24 protein-coding genes are annotated in these 21,823 nt (G+C 37.5%); 22 read left to right on the top strand and 2 right to left on the bottom strand.

What is annotated here, in order from left to right; translation table 11 throughout:
• Positions 1-28: 28 nt before the first annotated feature.
• From BW952_RS05825 to pseC, 22 genes are all read left to right on the top strand, one after another.
• The gene (locus BW952_RS05825) at positions 29-937 is read left to right on the top strand and encodes a Gfo/Idh/MocA family protein (protein WP_045849668.1); all 909 of its coding nucleotides are present in this window, start codon (positions 29-31) and stop codon (positions 935-937) included.
• The gene (locus BW952_RS05830) at positions 930-1,637 is read left to right on the top strand and encodes an acylneuraminate cytidylyltransferase family protein (RefSeq protein WP_045849669.1); all 708 of its coding nucleotides are present in this window, start codon (positions 930-932) and stop codon (positions 1,635-1,637) included. The genes BW952_RS05825 and BW952_RS05830 overlap by 8 nt, the downstream gene beginning before the upstream one ends.
• Positions 1,634-2,458, top strand: coding sequence for an SDR family oxidoreductase (locus BW952_RS05835; protein ID WP_045849670.1), 825 nt, complete (start codon positions 1,634-1,636; stop codon positions 2,456-2,458). The genes BW952_RS05830 and BW952_RS05835 overlap by 4 nt, the downstream gene beginning before the upstream one ends.
• A 244-nt stretch (positions 2,459-2,702) precedes the next feature.
• Positions 2,703-3,008, top strand: a complete 306-nt coding sequence (locus BW952_RS19790) for an acyltransferase (protein WP_269430722.1) — start codon at positions 2,703-2,705, stop codon at positions 3,006-3,008.
• Positions 3,009-3,183: 175 nt separating this feature from the next.
• Positions 3,184-4,953, top strand: coding sequence for a hypothetical protein (locus BW952_RS05845; RefSeq protein WP_045849671.1), 1,770 nt, complete (start codon positions 3,184-3,186; stop codon positions 4,951-4,953).
• A 237-nt stretch (positions 4,954-5,190) separates the two neighbouring features.
• A complete protein-coding gene (locus tag BW952_RS05850) occupies positions 5,191-5,925 on the top strand; it encodes a sugar phosphate nucleotidyltransferase (protein ID WP_045849672.1) in 735 nt (244 codons plus the stop codon).
• A 19-nt stretch (positions 5,926-5,944) separates the two neighbouring features.
• Positions 5,945-6,946 (top strand): dTDP-glucose 4,6-dehydratase, encoded by a 1,002-nt coding sequence (rfbB, locus tag BW952_RS05855; protein WP_045849673.1) that lies wholly within the window; start codon positions 5,945-5,947, stop codon positions 6,944-6,946.
• 32 nt (positions 6,947-6,978) lie between these two features.
• Complete coding sequence (locus BW952_RS05860; protein ID WP_045849674.1) at positions 6,979-7,395, top strand: sugar 3,4-ketoisomerase; 417 nt, start codon at positions 6,979-6,981, stop codon at positions 7,393-7,395.
• On the top strand, positions 7,388-7,969 hold the full coding sequence (locus tag BW952_RS05865; RefSeq protein WP_045849675.1) for a GNAT family N-acetyltransferase: 582 nt from the start codon (positions 7,388-7,390) through the stop codon (positions 7,967-7,969). The genes BW952_RS05860 and BW952_RS05865 overlap by 8 nt, the downstream gene beginning before the upstream one ends.
• A 7-nt stretch (positions 7,970-7,976) precedes the next feature.
• Positions 7,977-9,092 (top strand): DegT/DnrJ/EryC1/StrS family aminotransferase, encoded by a 1,116-nt coding sequence (locus BW952_RS05870; RefSeq protein WP_045849676.1) that lies wholly within the window; start codon positions 7,977-7,979, stop codon positions 9,090-9,092.
• Between the two features lie 6 nt (positions 9,093-9,098).
• Complete coding sequence (locus BW952_RS05875; RefSeq protein WP_045849677.1) at positions 9,099-10,199, top strand: glycosyltransferase family 2 protein; 1,101 nt, start codon at positions 9,099-9,101, stop codon at positions 10,197-10,199.
• Positions 10,200-10,304: 105 nt separating this feature from the next.
• Positions 10,305-11,486, top strand: coding sequence for a glycosyltransferase family 2 protein (locus tag BW952_RS05880; protein WP_045849678.1), 1,182 nt, complete (start codon positions 10,305-10,307; stop codon positions 11,484-11,486).
• A gap of 4 nt (positions 11,487-11,490) precedes the next feature.
• A complete protein-coding gene (locus tag BW952_RS05885) occupies positions 11,491-11,739 on the top strand; it encodes an acyl carrier protein (protein ID WP_231581293.1) in 249 nt (82 codons plus the stop codon).
• An 11-nt stretch (positions 11,740-11,750) separates the two neighbouring features.
• Positions 11,751-12,494, top strand: coding sequence for an SDR family NAD(P)-dependent oxidoreductase (locus BW952_RS05890; RefSeq protein ID WP_052698373.1), 744 nt, complete (start codon positions 11,751-11,753; stop codon positions 12,492-12,494).
• Positions 12,495-12,536: 42 nt separating this feature from the next.
• Positions 12,537-13,901, top strand: a complete 1,365-nt coding sequence (locus BW952_RS05895; RefSeq protein WP_045849681.1) for an AMP-binding protein — start codon at positions 12,537-12,539, stop codon at positions 13,899-13,901.
• The gene (locus tag BW952_RS05900; RefSeq protein ID WP_045849682.1) at positions 13,898-14,962 is read left to right on the top strand and encodes a LuxE/PaaK family acyltransferase; all 1,065 of its coding nucleotides are present in this window, start codon (positions 13,898-13,900) and stop codon (positions 14,960-14,962) included. The genes BW952_RS05895 and BW952_RS05900 overlap by 4 nt, the downstream gene beginning before the upstream one ends.
• 4 nt (positions 14,963-14,966) lie before the next feature.
• Positions 14,967-16,172, top strand: coding sequence for an acyl-CoA reductase (locus BW952_RS05905; protein ID WP_045849683.1), 1,206 nt, complete (start codon positions 14,967-14,969; stop codon positions 16,170-16,172).
• The gene (gene pseH, locus BW952_RS05910; RefSeq protein ID WP_045849684.1) at positions 16,169-16,705 is read left to right on the top strand and encodes a UDP-4-amino-4,6-dideoxy-N-acetyl-beta-L-altrosamine N-acetyltransferase; all 537 of its coding nucleotides are present in this window, start codon (positions 16,169-16,171) and stop codon (positions 16,703-16,705) included. The genes BW952_RS05905 and pseH overlap by 4 nt, the downstream gene beginning before the upstream one ends.
• Positions 16,702-17,424: a cytidylyltransferase domain-containing protein gene (locus BW952_RS05915; RefSeq protein WP_045849685.1), complete on the top strand. Its 723-nt coding sequence runs from the start codon at positions 16,702-16,704 to the stop codon at positions 17,422-17,424. The genes pseH and BW952_RS05915 overlap by 4 nt, the downstream gene beginning before the upstream one ends.
• The gene (gene pseG, locus BW952_RS05920) at positions 17,425-18,408 is read left to right on the top strand and encodes a UDP-2,4-diacetamido-2,4,6-trideoxy-beta-L-altropyranose hydrolase (RefSeq protein ID WP_045849686.1); all 984 of its coding nucleotides are present in this window, start codon (positions 17,425-17,427) and stop codon (positions 18,406-18,408) included. It abuts the gene before it with no gap.
• Entirely contained in the window at positions 18,405-19,451 is a 1,047-nt protein-coding gene (pseI, locus tag BW952_RS05925; RefSeq protein WP_045849687.1) for a pseudaminic acid synthase, read from the top strand. Before pseG ends, pseI begins: the two co-directional genes overlap by 4 nt.
• Positions 19,451-20,596 (top strand): UDP-4-amino-4,6-dideoxy-N-acetyl-beta-L-altrosamine transaminase, encoded by a 1,146-nt coding sequence (gene pseC / locus BW952_RS05930; protein WP_045849688.1) that lies wholly within the window; start codon positions 19,451-19,453, stop codon positions 20,594-20,596. The genes pseI and pseC overlap by 1 nt, the downstream gene beginning before the upstream one ends.
• A gap of 197 nt (positions 20,597-20,793) precedes the next feature.
• Here pseC and BW952_RS05935 read toward each other — a convergent pair whose 3' ends face one another.
• Positions 20,794-21,408, bottom strand: a complete 615-nt coding sequence (locus BW952_RS05935) for a hypothetical protein (protein ID WP_231581288.1) — start codon at positions 21,406-21,408, stop codon at positions 20,794-20,796.
• 201 nt (positions 21,409-21,609) lie between these two features.
• Positions 21,610-21,822 (bottom strand): hypothetical protein, encoded by a 213-nt coding sequence (locus tag BW952_RS05940; RefSeq protein ID WP_045849689.1) that lies wholly within the window; start codon positions 21,820-21,822, stop codon positions 21,610-21,612.
• Between the last annotated feature and the right edge of the window lies 1 nt (position 21,823).

The following is a 21,823-nucleotide window of genomic DNA, read 5'->3' on the forward strand; positions in this document are numbered from 1 at the left end:
ATAAGCTTCTAAAAGGTAAGTGATATTTTTGAATGTTTTGGTAATTGGATATGGTTCCATTGGAAAGCGTCATGAATCAATTTTAAGACTTTTAGGGTGTTTTACAGAAGTTGTTTCTAGGCATAAAAAAAACAATGGAATATTTCATGAAAATATACATGAAGCATTAAGGAATGGGAATTATGATTATTTAATTATTGCTAATGAAACTAAAGATCATGAAGAAACACTGAACTATTTAGTAAATCAACAGAATAAAAAAATTTTGGTCGAGAAGCCTATTTTTTCTCACTTGCCTCAACGAGAACTCTATTTTCCGAATTTATACGTAGGTTATAATCTTCGCTTCCATCCGGTCATTCAAGCTTTACATCATCAGCTTTTAAATGAGCCGGTAATATCTGTACAGGCATACGTCGGCCAATATCTGCCTTCATGGCGTCCAGGTTCGGATTACACGAAATCTTATTCAGCCTCTGTTGATAAGGGAGGGGGAGTTCTTCGAGATTTAAGTCACGAACTTGATTATTTGCAGTTTTTATTTGGTGAATGGAATGAACTTACGGCATCAGGGGGGAAATTTAGTGATCTGAAGATTGAGTCAGATGATCATTTTTCTGTTCTATATAGAACAAGTAAGGTTCCTCTCATTTCTGTTCAAGTAAATTATTTAGATTTCATTACACAACGTTTCGTAATTGTAAACACGGATAAACACACGTATAAAGCGGATTTGGTTAATAACACGCTCAAAAAAAATGAACAGATTCAAAAATTTTACGTTAATCGTGATGATACATATCGAGCGCAGCATGTAGCTGTGTTAAATGGAGAAAGGGAATTCCTTTGTACATATGAAGAAGGTTTACGAGTTGTTAAAATGATTGAAGCTTGTGAGAAAGCTTCTAAAGAGAAAGTGTGGCTGTACAATGAATAGATTATGTACGATTTGTGCGAGAGGCGGTTCAAAAGGTGTGGAAAATAAAAATATTCGTCTCTTACTTGAAAAGCCGCTTATAGCCCATACGATTAATCAAGCGAAAGAAACTGGTTTGTTTGATCACATTGCGGTCAGCAGTGACAGTGAAGAAATTTTAAAAGTGGCTGAAGAATTTGGGGCGAGCCTCATTATCAAGCGTCCAGCAGAATTAGCTACGGATTATGCCGCCAAACTTCCTGTTATTCAACATTGTATGCAAAATGCTGAAGAAATGACTGCAAAAAGATTTGATTATATTCTTGATATGGATGCTACTTCACCACTTAGGTCTATAGAGGATATTATGAAATCGATGGCATATCTAGAATGTAATGAAAAAGCGTCTAATTTGATTACAGGTGCTCCAGCGCGAAGAAGCCCATACTTTAATTTGGTGGAAATAAATGAGAGTGGATATGTGGATTTATCAAAAAAAATAGATCATAAAATTATTCGCAGGCAGGATTCTCCAAAATGCTATGATATGAATGCTTCTATTTATATTTGGAAAAGAGAGGCACTAATTAATTCCAATTCTATTTTCCAAGATAAAACAATATTATTTGAAATGCCAGAAGAACGATCGGTTGATATAGATTCCGAATTAGATTTTGAATTCGTTTCCTTTTTAGCAGGGAAAAGAGGGATATTGCTATGATTCATTCTTATTTAAATCAATTTAAACTGAATGGTAAAACGGCTATAGTTACTGGTGGGGGTGGCATTTTAGGAAAGCATTTTTGCTCAGGTCTTGCAGAAGCAGGAGCTAATGTGGCAGTTGTAGATGTGAACATAGAGTCTGCGGAACTAGTTGCTTCTGAAATTAACGAATTTTATCAAGGTCATGCAATTGCGATTCAATGTGATGTTGCAAATGAACAATCAGTAGAGCAAATGGTTAATGAAGTTAAAAGTGTTTTCGGTGAAATAAATATTCTGCATAACAATGCAGCTGGGAAGTCCAGTAACCTTAACGCTTTTTTTACGGAATTTGAGCATTATGAACTAAGCCAGTGGAAAGAAATCATGAATACTAATTTGGATGGGATGTTTCTTGTGGCAAAACATGTAGGCGGCTTAATGAAAAAACAAGGAAAAGGAGGTTCCATTATTCAGACTTCTTCGATATACGGTGTTTTGGCTCCCGACCCTCGTATATATGAAGGCTCCTATTACTTAGACCATGAAATTAATACACCTGCTATTTATTCAGCTTCTAAAGCAGGAGTCATTGGGTTAACAAAATATTTAGCTACCTATTGGTCCAAAGAAGGGATACGTGTAAATGCCATTACTCCAGGAGGAGTAGAGAGTGGGCAAAATGAAACATTTAAGCAAAAATATAGCCATCGAATTCCTTTAGGGAGAATGGCTCTTCCTCATGAAATGGTTGGTGCTCTAATTTTTCTTTCTTCGGATGCTTCTACATATATAACAGGGCAAAATATTATCGTGGATGGTGGATTGAGTGCTTGGTAATATGGCGGACCTTGTAAAATAATTTAAATAAAGATGGAAATGGTCAAGAGAGGCAGATAGACTTGGTCCAGATATGTTGGCAACGCATTTTCAATTCTATATTCCTTCTTTACAGAAAAAAATATGTCGGGAAAAATTCTTGCTTTTTGGAAAGAATGCAGAATTTAGAATGGGTGCTTACGCTGTTACCTGTTCTAATATTAGCTTAGGCGATAAAGTTATTATACGACCAGGGAGTATTTTGATGGCTACAAAAAATGGTCAGATTAAGATAGAAAAAGATGTATTAGTAGGTTCTGGAGTTCATATCTATGTATCAAATCACAAATTTGATGATTTATCTTTGGCTATTTATTATCAGGGCCACTCAGAAGAAAAATCCGTCTTGATCAAAGAAGGTAGCTGGCTCGGAGCTAACGCTATTATTTTACCGGGTGTAACGATTGGTCTTAATGCAGTAGTGGCTGCTGGGAGTATTGTAACGAAGGACGTACAGGATTTTACATTAGTTGGAGGGAATCCAACTAAAATTATAAGAATTCTGGATTGAATCTGTAAAACTAAATGCTAGAAAAATGAAAAAATTGTAATTATAGATGTGAAATAGAGTGACCATTCACTATTCAATCTACGATTTCTATGAACGGAAAAAACTATTAGAGAAAATGAATTATAAGCGCGAGTTTAAACAATTAACTGTATGCAATAAACAAAGGAGCAATCATATGAACCGTTTGAAATTGAGCTTTCCAGATTTGTCTCTATTTAAGGTTATTGGATGGGGTTCCAGTAAAGCATATCTAGATAAGATGTCGTTTTTCTCGCAATATATAAATATTAATTTCATTTCTTATATCATAGATAGAAATAGTGATAAGTGGGGCACAACAACAACGTTTGCTCATGAAGTTAAAGAACCTGAATCATTAATAAGTGAGGATACAGACAAACTGTTTATTATTATATTCAGTTCGTATGAACAAGATATAAAAAAAGATTTAGAGCGAAAAGGATTTTCAAATTTTTTATTATTATCAGAACTAGATAGTCTACTTGAGAAGGATGGCGAAGGTGTTTTAACATGGTTCAAAAAAAGTTATCAAAGAAAGCAGAGATTAATTAGTATAGAAAACAACAAAATGAATAGTCAAGAATTCATTTTCAATGAATTAATGAGTGCATTTAAAAATTTAGTTTACAAAGGAATCCCTATTAATGAAGTAATGAAAATTGAATTTCATCATTTAAGTTCTTATTTAAAAGAGCCGAATAAAAGCGTTTTATTGTATGGTCATGGAACGGATTATCGGTTTGTGGTAAAGGGAACAGGTCCGCTCCTTGCATGTTCATTGCTCTACAACCGGTTAGATCAGACGAAATTAATGGAATCGGCGGTTGCTGAATTAGATAATAAATATGTAACGAGGATTTATCATAAAGATGATTATATTAAACTGCATGGCAGTCCGGCAGAAGGTCAACAAGTTATAGGCTTTACATGCTTAGATGAAGATATAATAAAAGACCCGTGGTATAAAAGGGTTTGTTCTATCATTGATTTATTGCCTTTTCCCCTATCAAAGGAGGAAAAAAAGTGGCTGGGGCATCATGTTATTCTTACAAAGATGACGACCGACTTTTTTGAAAATTTTATGAACAAGGAAAATTTCAAGGCATCGTTGTTCCTATTTGATTATTATCGGGAAGAATATATTATTTCAACTTTAAGTAAAAGAAAAGGATTGAAAACATTTACAATTCAGCATGGTTTCTATTTGGAATATAATACCGAATTAGATAGTCAGTGGAATAGAATTTACCATTGTCATTATCCTTCCACTAATCGGATTGTTTGGGGAGAAAGTTCCAAAAACATGCTTTTAACTTGGGGTATTTCTGAAGAAAGTATTAAAATTTTGGGGAATCCTAGATATTGTATGACTGTTGATGACATGCAGTTGCTAAAGAATGAAAGAAGAAATTTCGGTAACCAGCAATCTATGGGATTGTTTTTAACTATTGATTTTGAATTAAATAAATTTTTAATAGAGTTATGCAAGTCTATAGCAGAACAAATGCATTTAAATTGTTTAATAAAATTTCACCCTGAGGAAGCGGATATCAATCAATATCAATCTCTTTTAACGAATAATTTTAAAGTAATATCCGAGCATTCAACTTTTCAAGAGATAGCTGACAATATTGATTTCGCAATAATGAGTAACTCCACTGTTTTTTACGAATTAACACACCATTACGTACCTTGCTTTATTTACAAAAAAGATAAGGAACAATCTCAGATTACAAAAAACCCGCTAGCAACTTTCTATACCTCACAAGAAATTTTGAAAAGGTTAGTGAAATTAAAAAATATACCTGCTTTTTTTTATCATTACATGTCTGTAGCAGAAGCGGAAAATCGCAATGTATTTGCTGTAGATAAAATTTCATCATCTGTAAAGTATAAAGAGTATCTTATGGACATTTTAGTCTGACAATTTTTATACATTGAGAACTAAATTAAATTTATATTTCTGAAAAAGATAAAAAGTTTATTTTGTAATTAAGTAAAAGAACTAAGAGGTAAGGCCGATAAATAAAATAGAATGAAAGATGATTTGCAAAAAAGATACATCTAACTTGTTTAACTGAGTTTTCTATCAGGCAGGCTGGTTACTTAAAAACATCATATAAGTAAGGATGAAATTAATTTAAAAGGGAGTGACATTAGGTTGAAAGGTGTAATATTAGCTGGTGGAAAAGGAACGCGCCTATATCCTTTAACAAAGATTACAAATAAACATTTGCTTCCAGTAGGAAAAGAGCCAATGATTTTCAATCCAGTTAAACAGTTGATTTCTTGCGGAATAACTAATATTTTAATCATTACAAGTACTGAACATATGGGTGCTATGGTCAATCTGTTGGGAAGTGGGAAAAGCCTGGGCTGTCAATTTACATATAAGGTACAAGATGATGCATTGGGAATAGCTGATGCATTAATGTTAGCAAGAAATTTTGCTGGGAACGACAAAATAGTGGTCATTTTAGGTGATAATATTGCTGACACTTCAATTAGGCCACATGTTGAACTTTTTAAAAGACAGAAACAAGGGGCACGTGTCCTTCTAAAAGAAGTTGGTGATCCTGAGCGGTATGGGGTTGCTGCAATTGACGAAAAGAAAATCATTAATATAGAAGAAAAACCGTCTCAACCTAAATCTGAATACGCAGTAATAGGTTTCTATATGTATGATTCTAAGGTTTTTGACTATATTAAAATGATAAATCCTTCGAATCGTGGAGAGTATGAAATTACGAGTGTAAATAATATATATATTGAAAGAGAGAGGCTTGAATATAGCATCCTGCAGGGGAATTGGACAGATGCGGGAACTTTTGAATCCTACCAACAAGCAAATAATATTCTAATGAATGTTAAAAATCAGTTAATTGAAAACACCTAAAATGAAAGGGATTTTTTAAATGAAATACTTTGTAACAGGTGGTTCGGGATTTATTGGCTCAAATTTTATTTATTATATGTTTAATAAATATGGTTCTAAAATAAAAATAGTTAACATTGACAAACTAACCTATGCTGCCAACAATCAAAATTTAAATATACTTCCTGAAAACTTAAATGGCGTAAATTACTTTTTTGAGCATGTAGATATAACTGATAACGAATCCATGGATCTTCTTTTTAAAAAATATAGACCGGACTATGTTGTTAATTTTGCCGCTGAAACACATGTTGATCGAAGTATTCAAGATCCTAAAGTATTTTTAACAAGTAATATTTATGGAACTCAAGTACTGATGGACCTATGTTTAAAATATGGGGTGAAAAGATTTCATCAAGTTTCAACTGATGAAGTTTATGGTTCCCTTGAGAATGATGGCTATTTTACTGAAGAAACTCCAGTAGACCCTAGTTCGCCTTATTCTGCTTCTAAGTGTGCTGCAGATTTATTGTGTAAATCGTATGGTAATACATACAATCTCCCTTTTACTATTAGTCGCTGTTCAAATAATTTCGGTCCTTATCAATTTCCGGAAAAGTTAATTCCTAAAGCTATATTAAATATTTTAAGAGGAGAAAAGGTGCCTCTTTATGGTGATGGCGGAAATGTGAGAGATTGGTTATATGTTGATGATCATTGTGAAGCGATTGATTTAATTTTACACCATTCTGAAAATAAACAAATATATAATATAGGTGGAAATAATGAGTGGACTAATTTTACGTTAATCAAGCAATTATTATCTCGATTGGATGATGAATTATCAAATTTTGAAACCCAAAAAAATGATGAAACTAAATTTATTGAATACGTAAATGATCGACAAGGTCATGACCGAAGATACGCTATAGATTCTTCTAAAATACAAAGAGAGTTGAAATGGCGGCCGAGAGCCAAATTTGAAGATGCACTCGATAAAACTGTGGATTGGTATATCAATAACAGGCACTTTTATTTATAAATTTCGGGGCATAAATTACTAGGAGAGAAAAAATGGAATTAAATCCTTCTAAAAGTACAATAGTGAAATTTAATGAAATATCCGATGAACGTGGTTCATTAGTGCCTTTAGAAAAAGGTGAAATTCCTTTTACTATTAGGCGTGTTTACTATATTTATAATGTAAATGAATTGTTGCCTCGTGGGTTCCATGCCCATAAGAACTTAGAACAAGTTATGATATGTCTGAAAGGCAGATGTGAAGTAATAGTTGATAATGGGGAATATAAGGAATCTTTTGTTTTGGACAATCCTTCAGAAGGTATATATGTCCCTAAAATGAATTGGCGTGAGATGCATAAATTTTCAGAAGATTGTATCCTGTTAGTTCTAGCTAGTGATTACTATAATGATAATGATTATATTAGAAACTACGATGAGTTTGTCAAAGAGGTAAGACATAATGCATAATCTCATAACTTCTTTGAAAAATTTAATACAAAGAGGGTCTTTTATAACACTTATTCCTTATAGCAACGAATATGCAGCAGACATAGTCAAATTACGTAATACAGATCGTGCAAGATATTATCTTCATCAGGGATTCGAAGCTACAGTTGAAACACAAATGGCCTGGACAAGAGAGTATATTGAAAAAACAAATGATATTTACTGGGTTATTCAATGCAATGAAACAAAACAAATCATAGGAAGTACTTCATTGTATGAAATCACCCATTTACAGTGTGAAAAGGGTAGATTGGTTATTGACGAAAAAGTAGCCTCCTGTAAACCATACGTTCTTGAAGCTGAAATTATGATTATTAAAGTAGCTTTTGAGAAACTTCAACTAAAAAAAATTATTACTTCAACACGATATGATAATGGGAAAATGGAATCTATTAATAAAAGACTAGGATTTGTCCAGTATGGTTTTCATGATATAAGAGGTGTGCAATACAATGATTTTGTTTTGGAGCAAGAAAACTTCAATTCAAAACCATTTGAAAAGATATTATCACACTGGTTAAAAAGAGGGGAGTAATTCATCTATGGAAATAGGGCGGCGTGAAATTCCTTTTTTAGACCTCTTCCAAATGAATGAACGCTATCGTTTAGAAATAAATGAAGCAATTAATAGGGTATTGGACAGCGGCTGGTATGTACTCGGTAAGGAAGTAGAAGCTTTTGAAAATGAATTTGCTAAGTATTGTGGAGTCCAGCACTGCGTTACAGTTGGAAACGGCTTAGATGCACTGACGCTTATTTTAAAAGCAATGGAATTTGAAGAAGGATCAGAAATTATTGCTCCAGCTAATACATATATCGCTACAATATTGTCTATTTCTTCTAATCATTTAAAGCCGGTTTTGGTTGAGTCTGATATAGAAAATTACAATATAAATCCTGCATTAATTGAAGCGTGTATTACTGAAAAGACGAAGGCAATTATGGTTGTTCATCTATATGGCCAAACGGCCGATATGAAACCCATTCAAGAGATTGCAAAGAAATATGGATTAAAGATAATTGAAGATGCCGCTCAAGCACATGGAGCTTTGTATTATGGACAACTGGTAGGGAGTTTAGGAGATGCAGCAGGCTTTAGTTTTTTTCCAGGCAAAAATCTAGGGGCTTTAGGAGATGCAGGGGCGATCACAACAAATAATGATGAACTTGCAGTTAAGCTAAGAGCATACAGAAACTATGGATCACACGTCAAGTATGTGAATGATGTAAAAGGAGTCAATTCTAGGCTTGATGAACTTCAAGCTGCTGTTTTACGCATTAAACTAAAATATTTAGATGATGACAATCAAAAAAGAAGAGATGTGGCTAACTACTATTTAGAAAACATCAACAACTCCTTGATATCATTACCAAAAATCAAAAATGAGGATTCATTATCACATGTATGGCATTTGTTTGTTATTCGAACACGCAAAAGAGATGACTTTCAGTCTTACTTGCGGCTAAAAGGGATTAACACATTAATCCATTATCCAATTGCCCCACATAAACAAAAAGCATATCAAGAGTACCAACATTTAGTTTTGAATAACACGGAAATGATTCACTCAGAAGTTTTGAGTATACCAATCAGCCCCATTTTAAAAAGCGATGAGATTGAATATATAGTTAACCAAATAAATCGTTATGAAGGATAATGATGTATGAGAAAACCGCTAGTTTCAATAATAATTTCAGCCTATAATCATGAGAAATATGTGATTCCATGTTTAGAAAGTATGATGAATCAAACGTATGAAAATATTGAACTATTGCTTTTTAACGACGGCTCAACGGATGGTACCCATAATAAAATTCTTTCTATTATGGAACCAATGAAGAATCGTTTCCAGCGTGTGGAGTATTATAATAAGGAAAATGAAGGAATAAGTAAAAATTTCAATTTAGGAATTAGGATGTCAAAGGGAGATTATATTAAAACTTTTGCATCGGATGATATATTAATGCCAAACGCAGTTGAAAACCTTGTGGATTTTTTAAGCAATAATCATAATTATGACATAGCCTATGGCGATGGTTATCATGTAGACTCAAAGAAAATCGAGATAGGGGAAAAAGATTTAAAAGAAGAACAACGTTTTTCTAGTATTGTTTCTTTTAAGTCAGGTGATATTCATGAATATTTATACGATATATTACCACATATGTCCACATGGACAGTTTTATTTAGAAAATCTTGTTTTAATGAGTTAGGTTTTTATGATGAAAATCTAACTTGTGAAGATATGGATCTTTATTTAAGATTTTCTAAGAAATATAAGTTTAAATATATTGATGAGCTTCTAGCAATTCATAGAATTCATGGAGAAAATACTGGTTTAAACCCAAATGTAATGCTAACAACTTTTAATAGAATGCTAGAAAAATACGATGAAGCTAATTTTTTTGAAAAAGAAGACCATCGTAAAAAGTTTATAAAATTAATAAATTGGACTGAGAGAGTTCTGTCAGAAGGTGACTACTCAAAATTAGCTGAAATAGAAGGAAGAAAAATTATAGGCTGGGGTACAGGGAGTTACTATCAGAAGCACAAAGAAATATTTCCATTTGATATTCACTATTTTGTAGATTCCAATCCAACTAAATATGACTTGGATTTAGACGGTAAAAAGATACATCCGATTGAGCAGTTACTGATAGAACAGAAAGAGGATATCTTTATAATTATTTTCAGCAGTTTTTATGATGAAATATTTGAATGGTTAAATGATAAGGGATTTCAATATAAAGAACATTTTTATTAATCTTCTTTACATTGAAATAAGGAAACGATTATTAACTTGATGATTAATAAAAAGAGACTGGTTTAGATAATAAAGAAAACCATTTTCAAGAAAGGTTCATTAATAATGTTATTTTCCTTTGTTATGCCATTTTATAATAACGAAAAATATTTGGAAGAAGCAATTAAAAGTGTATTGAAATCTTCTGTTCAGGAATTCGAGCTAATTTTAGTTGATGATGGAAGTACAGATAATTCTCTTGAAATAGCTAGAAAATATGCTTTGATTAGCAATAAAATCAAGATATTTTCCCATCCTTCTAACTTAGGTCCGGCTAAGGCTTTAAAAACTAGTTTAAAACAATGTCTAGGGAAATATATTTTATTTACTGCTGCTGATGATGTTTCTTTTTCTCATAGAGCTAGAAGATGTTTGCAAACTTTTGAATCAGACTCGAAAATTGGAATGGTTATATCTGAAGCTGTAATCATAAATGAAATCTCTGAACCAACAAATGAATTTTATCGTATCCCTAATTATATCGACGTTCATAATCTTGCCATTGAACAAATGAAGAGAAACTATTGTTTAGGAGCAACAATTGCAATTAAGAATGATAAGGGAATTTTAAATAAGAAAGATATTCTAGAATATGCAGATGACTATGAACTTAGCATAGAGTATATTATAGCGGGTTATGACATCGGTGTGATAAGAGAACCTCTTCTTAACTATCGTATCCATTCAAATAGTGTAAGCAATAATAAAGCTGCTCTTTATAGCAATACGAAAAAAGCACTTAATCGAATAGCTAGTGAAAAGATTCACTCGAATTTACAAAAGCGTGGCTTCGACTTAATAAATATTGAAGTGGCTCTGGGGACTTTTAATCTTTTTAGAGGCAATGTTAATGAGGGCTTAAACTACCTGCAGGGAAGTCTTAAACTAATAGAAGAAGAGATTGATCTATCGAGTGCACTCTTATTTGAGCTATACTTTTATTTAGGTGTTGCTCTATATATCAAAAATGATTTAAAAAAGAGCTTAAATGCTTTTGAGAAAGCATCTGAGTATAATCATCAAGATCCTGCTTTACTTAATAATCTCGCCGTACTGTATACAAAAGTAGATGCGGATTTTGAGAAAAGTAATGCTCATATTGCAAAATGTATTAGGATACAGTCGAACTATTTAGATGCTCAAAAAAACAAGAGAATACTAGAAAGTAACTATAATATTGAAGATTTGAAATTAACTGAAAGAATTTTAGGCAAATCTTTAATTCATAGAGAAAATTATATTGTGTAAAGGTGTGGTAAAATTGAACGAGCAAAAATTAAAATTAATCTTTTCAGAAGCATTAGAAATTGATCCGGAAATAATTAATGACGAACTTGCTTATAATTCTATTGCTGAGTGGGACTCTATAGCCCATATGGCATTGGTAGCAGAAATCGATGACCAATTTGATATTATGCTGGATACCGATGATGTTCTTGATATGAGTTCATTTTCAAAAGCAAAAGAGATTTTGACGAAGTATGATATTACGTTCGAGTAAGGAATGGTTTGATGCTGCTTCAAAATAAAGTTATTTTTGTAACCGGTGCTTCGCGGGGAATCGGGCAAGCCATCGCTACCTGTTTAGCAGCTGCCGGTGCACAGTTAGTGATTCACGGACGTTCAGAAGAAAGCCTTAAGGAAACGAAGTCAAAAATTATTTCTGAGGGCGGTTTAGAACCGTTTTCTGTTTTATATGATGTGCGTGACCAGGCAGAGATGAAACGGGCATTTCAAGCAATTAAGAGAGCTTTCGGTCGTTTAGACGGCCTAGTAAATAATGCGGGTATTATGAAAGAAAGCCTGCTTGGCATGCTCAAAACAGATGATTTGCAGGAAATGCTGGATATTAATGTGACTGCTGTTCTTCAACATATGCAAATCGCATCCCGGTTAATGATGAAGCAGAAAAGCGGCTCGATTGTAAATGTAAGTTCCATTATTGGCGTCCGCGGTATTGAAGGGAGCGCTGCTTATTCTGCGAGTAAAGCGGCAGTAATAGGCGCGACACTTTCCGCTTCCAAAGAGTGGGCAGGAGTAGGCATTCGTGTGAATGCAGTGGCCCCTGGGTTTATTGAGACCGATTTAACGTCTCATTATAGAGCAGAGAAAAAAGAAGACATTTTAAAATCTGTAAAAATGAACCGATTTGGACGAGCAGATGAAGTAGCTGATGTTATTTTATTTTTACTGTCTGGTTTGTCTTCTTATGTAACAGGACAAGTAATTGGCGTGGACGGAGGCATGGTTATTTAACCATGTTTTTTTTATGACCGAATAAGGAAGGGGAGAGATAAAATGAATTTTTGGAACGTTAGGTCTTCGGCTGCTCCTGCTGTTGTTACAGAGGAACACACGTATACATATCTGGAATTGAGCGAAGCGATCCAAGAAAGGAAAAAGAATTATCACTCGGATGAAAAGCAGTTCGTCCTAATCTTATGCGAGAGCCGGTATGATGTCATGGTTGCCTATCTTGCCGCTCTACAAGCGGGTCATGCGGTTATGTTGTTGAATCATGATTTAAATGAAGATTTGTTGAAGGAAATTATCCATAACTATAAGCCCTGCTGGATGTATGGAGAAGGACCTTTTCCAGGGTATGATCAACAGGACGGCCTATTGTGGAAAAGAGAAAGCCAAATACAGGCAGCTGTTCATCCGAATTTGGCTTTGCTGCTAAGTACATCCGGTACAACAGGTAGCCGGAAATTTGTCCGGCTTTCTTATCAAAATATCCAATCAAATGCTGAGTCCATTGCCGAGTACCTGCAAATTGACAGCAGTGAGCGCGGGGTGGCAAACCTGCCATTGTCTTACTCCTATGGCTTATCTATTGTGAATAGCCATCTACAAGCAGGAGCCACTGTTTTATTAACAAATGAAAGCATTATATCGAAATCATTTTGGGCATTTTTCCAGGAACAGAGAGCGACTTCATTCGCAGGCGTTCCTTTCACTTATCAAATGCTTCAACGAATCGGATTTTTTAAAATGGAACTGCCGTATTTACGCCAGTTTACCCAAGCGGGCGGGCGGCTTGATGAGCGCTTGGTGAAACAATTTGGAGATTACGCGATAAAGCATAAAAAACGTTTTTATGTGATGTATGGGCAGACAGAGGCTTCTCCGCGCATGGCTTATATTCCAGCCGAAAAAGTCATCGAAAAAGCAGGAACGATTGGCATCCCCATTCCAGGCGGTGAACTGGCGATTGATCGGGAAACAAATGAACTTCTTTACAAAGGACCGAACGTGATGATGGGGTATGCAGAATGTATAGAAGATCTGGCAAAAGGTGATGAGCTAAATGGAGTTCTTTACACCGGTGATACGGCTGAAAAGGATGCTGGCGGTTTTTATACGATTACGGGCCGGACAAAGCGGTTTGTTAAATTGTTTGGACTTCGAATCAATTTAGATGAAGTGGAAAAACGACTTGAGCAGGAAATCCATTTGCCTGTTGCCTGCAGCGGGACAGATGATAAAATGATTATTGTAATAGAAACAGAGCTGGAAAAAGTAAATAACATGGTTAAACACTATATAGAAGACACATATAAGCTGCATAAATCTGCTTATCGTATCCATACGGTTGATTCTATTCCACGAATGTCTAATGGAAAAACCGATTACATGGCTATAAAGGACGGATTCCAATGATTCAGCCCTATCATTTAACGAAACAAGAAAAACAAGAAAAGCTGCTTAAAAGCTTAACGGAACTAACCGACTACCATATGGAAAATAGTGCACCATACCGGGCAATGATCGACAAAAGTGGTGGTTTTAATCAGCCTTCTTTACTTGAAGATATTCCTTACTTGCCGGTTCAATTATTTAAGCTGATGGAGCTGAAATCTGTTGAATCGGAAAAAGTGGTAAAAGTTCTGACATCAAGCGGAACTACAGGACAGCAAGTCTCTAAAATTTATTTGGATAAAGAAACAGCTGCTGCCCAGACAAAAGTGCTAGTGGATGTGATGAAGCCGATATTAGGCGCAAAACGGATGCCGATGATCATTTTAGATACAAAATCCGTTTTAAAAGACAGGCGTTCATTCAGTGCGAGGGGAGCGGGAATATTAGGTTTTTCTACTTTTGGCCGAAAGCATTTTTATGCCTTGAATGATGATATGACAATAGATTGGCAGGGGATTGAGCAATTTTTAGCCCAACATACTGGCAGCAAAATTTTGCTTTTTGGTTTTACATTCATGGTTTGGAAGTATGTTTATCAAGAAGCGGTAAAAAGTGGACAAACATTTGATTTTGGTGACAGTGTTCTTATTCATGGCGGCGGGTGGAAGAAACTTCAGGACGAAGCCGTAAGCGCCGATACATTTAAAGAAGAACTTCATCGACAGCTGGGCATTAGACGTGTACACAATTATTATGGAATGGTAGAGCAGGTTGGATCTATTTTTGTGGAATGTTCTTATGGACATTTGCACACGCCAAGTTATGCGGACATTATGATCCGTGACCCGATTACCTTTCAGCCGCTTCCACAAGGACAGCAAGGATTGATTCAAGTCATGAGTGAACTGCCGAAAAGTTATCCAGGCCACAGTTTATTAACAGAAGATTTAGGCACGATCTTAGGGGAAGATGATTGTTTATGCGGGTGGAAAGGAAAGTATTTTAGCGTATCCGGCCGTATTCCTAAAGCAGAGTTGCGCGGATGCAGTGATACATTCGCATTTGACCGGAAAGGAAGATAGAGTTATGAAGCTGTTTTGGCCTAAAACGATTGGGTGGAAAGAAGAACTTGAAAAGCTCAGGCAGCGGCCTGTATTGCCGCCGTTTCATCCAGACGTATTATCATTTACACAGGCATTGTCGAAGCGCCTGATCAAATTCCGTCAGGAGCCGGAACTTGTATCACTTGGCTATTGGCTTCGTAAAGCCCATATACATGAAATGAAAGAAGCGTGGCAAGCTGACACACTTGACCGGGTAGTAAAAGCACGCGGAACGGCTTTTCATATTGCCCCGTCGAATGTAGACACGATTTTTGTTTACTCGTGGATGCTCTCTCTTTTAGCCGGAAACCGCAATATTATTCGTATATCTGCTAAAGAACAGCCGCAGACAAATAGATTGCTTTCACCCGTGCTTGAATTATTGCAGGATCCAGCTTTTTCTGCTGTAGCTGAAAGAACGGTGCTGTGCACATACGACCATAATGACGCTGTTACAGCTTATTTATCAGCATATTGCCATACACGCGTCGTATGGGGAGGAGACGAGACCGTCAAGAAAGTTCGAAGCATTTCATTGGCGCCGATGGCAAATGAATTGGTGTTTCCAGATCGTTTTTCACTGGCTGTTTTGAATGCAAAAGCGGTTTTGGGTACCCAAGGTGAGGAAAAAAGCCGGTTTTCTCAGCAATTTTATAACGATTCATTTTGGTTTGACCAAATGGCTTGTTCGTCACCACGTGTGGTGATTTGGATTGGGGAAAAAGAAGAAATAGAAGCAGCGCAAAATGAGTTTTGGACGGATTTGCAAAAAGTGATCCAGCAGAAAGAATATGAATTGATGGCCGCAACCCAGGTTCAAAAATTCGCAACCAGCTTGTGGCTTGCGTCAGAACCGGAAGCCACACACGTTATCAGAACAAATGAATATTCACGCGTCGGGGTAGATCAAGTTACTGCTGATGTCCGTGAACGTCATTGCGGAGCCGGGTTGTTTTATGAATATTCGGCTTCTGAACTGCAGGAAGCAGCTAGCATTCTGACAGATAAAGACCAAACGCTTGCTTATTTCGGTTTTTCAAAGCAGGAGCTGATTGCATTTGCTGACTGTATTTCCACACGTGGGATTGACCGGATTGTACCTGTTGGGCAAGCACTTGAATTTAGTGGAACATGGGATGGGCAAAATTTCCTGCGTTCTTTTATGAGAGAGATTGTGGTGATTGGATGAAATGGCTAAACATTGAAGAAGAACATTTGCAGCAAATTTTGGATTGGCGAACAAGCGATTTTGTAACGAAGTATATGTATACGGATATTGCATACGATTTGGAAGGGCAAAAGAAATGGCTTGAGGCCATTCGTCAGGATTCCAATGGCCGCTATTGGATCATGTCGTATCGGGAAGAATTGCTCGGATATATTTCAATTACGGACATTGACTGGAAACATAAAAGAGGATATTGGAACTTTTATATCGGGAATGTCAAATATGCAATGATTGCTGGCTTTCTCGGTGCTTATATGTATAATTATGCTTTCGGAACACTAGGACTTGAAAAGCTAATGGGCGAGGTAATGGCTGAAAATGAATCGGTTAGAAAGTTGCATGCCAAGCAGGGTGCGAGAGAAGTTGGTTTTTTTGAAAAGCATATTTTAAAACATGATCGTTGGCATGATATATACGTATTTGAAATGGCGAAAGAACGCTGGGCAGAGCAAGGAGTAAAATTCAAAAAAAATATACCGGACGTGATGGAATGAAGACAATTGCTATTATTCAGGCGCGCATGGGTTCCTCTCGCCTGCCAGGTAAAATTTTGAAACCGCTGGGTGGCTCGGATGTTTTAACCTACGTGACGGATCGATGTAAAAAAATTAAGGGTGTCAGTGAGGTAATCGTGGCAACATCTGTTTTGCCGCAGGATGATGCGGTGGAAAATTGGTGTAAAGAACGGGATGTCGCTTATTTTAGAGGATCTGAAGACGATGTACTGGACCGTTATGTGCAATGTGCAAAAGCATATGAGCCGGATTATATAATGCGAGTGACGTCAGACTGCCCGTTTGTTGATTATGAAATGGCCGATGAAGTTATAGCGTTAATGGGTAAGGAACGCGTAGATATTATAGATAAAGCAGGAGAACTTCCGCGCGGTCTTGCGGTAGAGCTGATTTCATACAAGGTGCTTTTGTCCATCCATCAAAAAGGAAAAGAATCGCGCCACCGGGAGCATGTCACATATTACGCTTATGAACATCGAGATGAATTTAGCCGTGCTACTTATGAAGTGCCAGAAAACCGCAGGCACGGTTCATTAAGAATTACGTTAGATACAGAAGAAGATTATGCTCTTTGCCAGGCAGTAGCGGAGCATCTTAAAGACCCGCTTGTATCTAGTTCAGAGGTTATAAAATACTTACTTGAACACCCAGAAGTGGCAAAGTTAAATGCGCATATTGAACAAAAGTCGGTGGTCTAAATGGAAATACTAATTCGCACAGACGCGTCTGTTACGATAGGAAGCGGACATGTGATGCGGTGCCTAACAATCGCAAGAGCATTGCGAAAAAAAGGACATCGCGTCACTTTTTTTATGAAAGAGCTGCCAGGCAATTTAATAGAGTTAGTTCAAGAAAACGGTTTTTCCCTTACAAATACGTGGCAATCGGCCGATATATGTATTGTAGATCATTATCAAATGGACCAAAGGCAAGAAACATCGATTCGTTCTTTTGTAAAAAAAATAGTGGTCATTGATGACTTGGCTAATCGTCCTCATGACTGCGATGTGCTGATTGATCAAAATATTGTGCCGAATTTTAAAAATCGGTATGCTGATCTTGTTCCTGACCATTGTGTAACGCTGCTTGGACCGAAATATTTAATCGTGCGTGATGAGTTTACAAAGGAGCGAACCACAATTTCACCGCGCACAGGTGAAGTAAACAGGCTGCTTATTTTTATGGGGGGCAGTGACCCGAGCGGCGAAACGTTGAAAGTTCTTCAGGCACTACAAGGGATTGAACATCGTATTTCGCATATTGATGTAGTAGTTGGCATTGGAAATCCAGATCGCAGCTATATTAAGCAGTTATGTGAGGAGCAAGGCTTTCATTACCATTACCAGATCGAATATATGGCATCTTTAATGGCGCGAGCTGATTTTTCAATTGGAGCAGGCGGGAGCGCTACGTGGGAGCGGTGTTATGTTGGCTTGCCGTCTTCAAGCACAATCGTCGCAGAAAACCAAAGTGAAGCTACTCAAACAGCTGCCTCGCTTGGTGCTGTTTGGAACATTGGCTGGCATGAACAGGTAACAGGATATACGTATGAACAAATTATTTTATCACTGCCAAACAAAATAGAGGAAATTAAACAACTGAGCATGTCGGGACTAGAACTGACTGAGCAGCCAAATGGCGCTAATACTTGGATTGATTATATAACAGAGGTGGAAAAATGATCACCATTGGTGGAAAAAACATCGGCCGGACAGAAAAGCCATTTATTATTGCGGAAATGTCTGGGAATCATAACCAGTCGCTGAAAAGAGCGCTGAAGATTGTAGATTTGGCTGCGGAGGCGGGAGCAGATGCGTTGAAATTGCAGACGTATACGCCAGATACGATGACGCTTGATATTCATACAGGCGAGTTTTTAATTGAAAGCGACACAAATTTGTGGAAAGGGAATTCTCTTTACAACTTGTATAAAGAAGCCTACACGCCCTGGGAATGGCATAAAGCCATTTTTGAACGTTGCCAGGAGCATGGGATGATCGCATTCAGCTCGCCATTTGATGAGACAGCAGTTGACTTTTTAGAAATGCTCAATGTACCGGCTTATAAAATTGCGTCGTTTGAAAATATCGATATTCCGTTAATTAAAAAGGTGGCAGCTACGGGAAAGCCGGTTATTATTTCAACCGGTATGGCGACAATTGCCGAGATTGATGAAGCAGTCCGGGCTGTACGCTCACAAGGAAACAATCAGATCGTGCTATTAAAGTGTACGAGCACATACCCAGCAGCCCCGGAACGTTCGAACATCACAACGATTCCTCATTTACGAGAAGTATTCAATACCGAAGTTGGGCTCTCAGATCATACGATGGGGATAGGGACAGCAGTCGCAGCAGTGGCACTTGGTGCTACTGTTATCGAGAAGCATTTTACGATTTCTCGGGCTGAAGGCGGTGTGGATGCTACTTTTTCATTAGAGCCGCACGAGTTAAGGTTGCTGGTGGAAGAAACAGACCGGGCATGGCGCAGTCTTGGTCGTATTCAATATGGTCCATCTGACACAGAAAAGCCTTCTCTTGAGCACAGACGTTCACTTTATATTGGAGAGGATGTAAAAGCAGGCGATATTTTGACAAAAGAAAATATTCGGATTATCAGACCTGGTCACGGACTTGAGCCGAAATATTTTGAACTTGTACTTGGAAAAACGGTGAAGAAAGACGCGGCAAAAGGAACACCGCTAGATTGGGAGCTGCTGCTGTGATGAAAAAAAGAGATGATTTTTTGTCTTATGGCAGACAATCGATCGATGAAGAAGATGTTGAAGCGGTAGTGGAAACACTCCGCTCTTCTTTTTTAACTCAAGGACCAAAAATAGAGGAATTTGAGCGTTCGGTTGCGGATTATGTAGGAGCTCGATATGCGGTAGCTTTTTCAAACGGGACTGCTGCACTTCACGGAGCCTGTCAAGCAGCTGGAATCACGCTGGGGGACGAAGTGATTACAACGCCTATCACCTTTGTGGCGACCGCCAATGCAGTTTTATATTGTGGAGGAAAACCTGTATTTGCAGATATAGACGAGCATACATATAACATCGATCCAGAAAAAATCCCCGAAAAAATCACACCGAAAACAAAAGCAATTATGCCGGTCGACTTTACGGGCCAGCCTGTGGATCTTGATGCAATTATGAATATTGCTGCTGAACATGGTTTAGTGGTCATTGAAGATGGTGCTCATTCGCTTGGAGCAGACTATAAAGGACGAAAAGTTGGGGCTATTGCAGATATGACGATATTCAGCTTTCATCCTGTCAAGCCGGTGACGACAGGAGAAGGCGGCATTATTACAACGAATTCTGAAGAGTATTATAAAAAGCTGCTGTCGTTTCGTTCCCATGGAATTTTCAAAACCCCACATGCTGAAGAACAGGGCATGTGGTATTACGAAATGACAGAGCTTGGCTACAATTATCGGATGACTGATATTCAGGCTGCTCTAGGTGTTTCGCAAATGAAGAAGCTGGATCAATTTGTAAAGCGCCGTCGTGACATCGCGGCATTGTATTATGAGCTGCTAGCGGATATCCCAGGCGTTATTTTGCCAAAACAGCTAGAAAATACGGCATCTGGCTGGCATTTATACATGATACAGTTGGATCGAAATATAGTGAAAAAGCCACGTAAGCAAATTTTCAACGCAATGCGCGAGATGAATATTGGAGTTCATGTTCATTATATTCCTGTTTACTGGCATCCTTATTATCAGAAGTTGGGCTACGAAAAAGAAATTTGTCCGAAAGCGGAAAAGTGGTACGAACAAGCATTAACGCTGCCTATATTCCCAGGTATGGAGATGGGTGATGTGAAGCAAGTAGTGAATACTTTAAAGCATGCATTATTATAGAAGGAAATAGATCCTACGTCTCAAGAAAACACGAGAATTCAGATGATTGTTAAAGAAGAATGAACTTGAAAAAATTTATGAGACTAGTGATAATGCTCGTATTGGAAAGTGAGGTTTTAACACAACTTAGACGGCATCAAAATTCTTTCACTAGCCGAATGAAGAAACAAGTCTGTACGCCATCGTGCAGGCCTGTTTTATTTCCACGTGGATTGGAATCGAGCGGTCGCCACAAGGGAAGAAAGCGGTACCAGCTCAAACAAATTCGTGACCGCACCGCTTTTGACTGGCAGCTGAACCGCACTTCCCACAATCATCACAAACGATCCAACAAAAAACCAGAGCCAGCCTTGCTTTCGCCAGATCAGAATAGATGCCCCAAGCAAAACAACCGAAACGATTAGCACCATAACAGGTGGACCGCTGGCGGATTCTACTTTGCCGTAGCTGAGCACGCCGTATGACTGCTCCGGCTGAATAACAAGCCCAAACACTTCTGTGAAAAGCTCCAGCCCAATAAGAGAAGTCGTCAAAAGAAAGGCAGTGATGCGGGCCCACGTTTTTTGTGCCCATTGAACCCCCGCTTGCTGCAGCGTTTTCCAGGCAAATAGGACAAGGAGCGGCGTGAGGAAGGCATGAATCCAAAAGCGTGCGTAGTTGAGTGATTCCAGGATGGGGCCTTCCCCGATGAAGCGACCGGCTGCAAGAATGCCGTTATCATAGACAAGTCCAGCGATCACCGGCAGCAAAAAAAGAACAGAGCCCGTGCGCTTATTTTTAAAAAGACGAACCGCAAAAAATAAATAGAACAAGGTAAGCAAAAGCGAATAAGGTGAAGAAAATCGTGTCCATTGGATCTCCTTTGAGTACAGCCAACGAAATGTACCACCCTTGCCATGTTTTTTACCAGCGTATGCCAAGGAATGTACCACACAATGCCAGTGTATTTACCACTTGATAAAGAAGCCCTGCAGATCAACAGATAGATCTGCAGGGCTTCTTGTCTCAGCTAGTTAGGTCGGTTTTGTATCGAAGTAATCGGTAATCATTTTTCTGGATCCTTCGTCAATATCCTGATCAGTCCAGCTATAAGGAGAGGGTTCCTTTCCATAGACATCCAAAAGCTTTACCTTCAGTTCTTTAGGGAATGGGTGCCAGGATTTGTAGCCGGTCCAGTAATAGTAATCTTCGATTTCCTGCAGGCGCTTTCTTGTCAGAATGGCCATT

Source organism: Domibacillus enclensis (genome assembly GCF_900156125.1).
GTDB classification, from domain to species: domain Bacteria; phylum Bacillota; class Bacilli; order Bacillales; family Domibacillaceae; genus Domibacillus; species Domibacillus enclensis.

Excerpts from the sequence above, each read along its gene's own strand:
- BW952_RS05830 (WP_045849669.1), top strand. The coding sequence starts at position 930 with ATGAATAGATTATGTACGATTTGTGCGAGAGGCGGTTCAAAAGGTGTG.
- BW952_RS05835 (WP_045849670.1), top strand. The coding sequence starts at position 1,634 with ATGATTCATTCTTATTTAAATCAATTTAAACTGAATGGTAAAACGGCT.
- BW952_RS19790 (WP_269430722.1), top strand. The coding sequence starts at position 2,703 with ATGGCTACAAAAAATGGTCAGATTAAGATAGAAAAAGATGTATTAGTA.
- BW952_RS05845 (WP_045849671.1), top strand. The coding sequence starts at position 3,184 with ATGAACCGTTTGAAATTGAGCTTTCCAGATTTGTCTCTATTTAAGGTT.
- rfbB (WP_045849673.1), top strand. The coding sequence starts at position 5,945 with ATGAAATACTTTGTAACAGGTGGTTCGGGATTTATTGGCTCAAATTTT.
- BW952_RS05860 (WP_045849674.1), top strand. The coding sequence starts at position 6,979 with ATGGAATTAAATCCTTCTAAAAGTACAATAGTGAAATTTAATGAAATA.
- BW952_RS05865 (WP_045849675.1), top strand. The coding sequence starts at position 7,388 with ATGCATAATCTCATAACTTCTTTGAAAAATTTAATACAAAGAGGGTCT.
- BW952_RS05870 (WP_045849676.1), top strand. The coding sequence starts at position 7,977 with ATGGAAATAGGGCGGCGTGAAATTCCTTTTTTAGACCTCTTCCAAATG.
- BW952_RS05875 (WP_045849677.1), top strand. The coding sequence starts at position 9,099 with ATGAGAAAACCGCTAGTTTCAATAATAATTTCAGCCTATAATCATGAG.
- BW952_RS05880 (WP_045849678.1), top strand. The coding sequence starts at position 10,305 with ATGTTATTTTCCTTTGTTATGCCATTTTATAATAACGAAAAATATTTG.
- BW952_RS05890 (WP_052698373.1), top strand. The coding sequence starts at position 11,751 with ATGCTGCTTCAAAATAAAGTTATTTTTGTAACCGGTGCTTCGCGGGGA.
- BW952_RS05895 (WP_045849681.1), top strand. The coding sequence starts at position 12,537 with ATGAATTTTTGGAACGTTAGGTCTTCGGCTGCTCCTGCTGTTGTTACA.
- BW952_RS05900 (WP_045849682.1), top strand. The coding sequence starts at position 13,898 with ATGATTCAGCCCTATCATTTAACGAAACAAGAAAAACAAGAAAAGCTG.
- BW952_RS05905 (WP_045849683.1), top strand. The coding sequence starts at position 14,967 with ATGAAGCTGTTTTGGCCTAAAACGATTGGGTGGAAAGAAGAACTTGAA.
- pseH (WP_045849684.1), top strand. The coding sequence starts at position 16,169 with ATGAAATGGCTAAACATTGAAGAAGAACATTTGCAGCAAATTTTGGAT.
- BW952_RS05915 (WP_045849685.1), top strand. The coding sequence starts at position 16,702 with ATGAAGACAATTGCTATTATTCAGGCGCGCATGGGTTCCTCTCGCCTG.
- pseG (WP_045849686.1), top strand. The coding sequence starts at position 17,425 with ATGGAAATACTAATTCGCACAGACGCGTCTGTTACGATAGGAAGCGGA.
- pseI (WP_045849687.1), top strand. The coding sequence starts at position 18,405 with ATGATCACCATTGGTGGAAAAAACATCGGCCGGACAGAAAAGCCATTT.
- pseC (WP_045849688.1), top strand. The coding sequence starts at position 19,451 with ATGAAAAAAAGAGATGATTTTTTGTCTTATGGCAGACAATCGATCGAT.
- BW952_RS05940 (WP_045849689.1), bottom strand. The coding sequence starts at position 21,822 with ATGGCCATTCTGACAAGAAAGCGCCTGCAGGAAATCGAAGATTACTAT.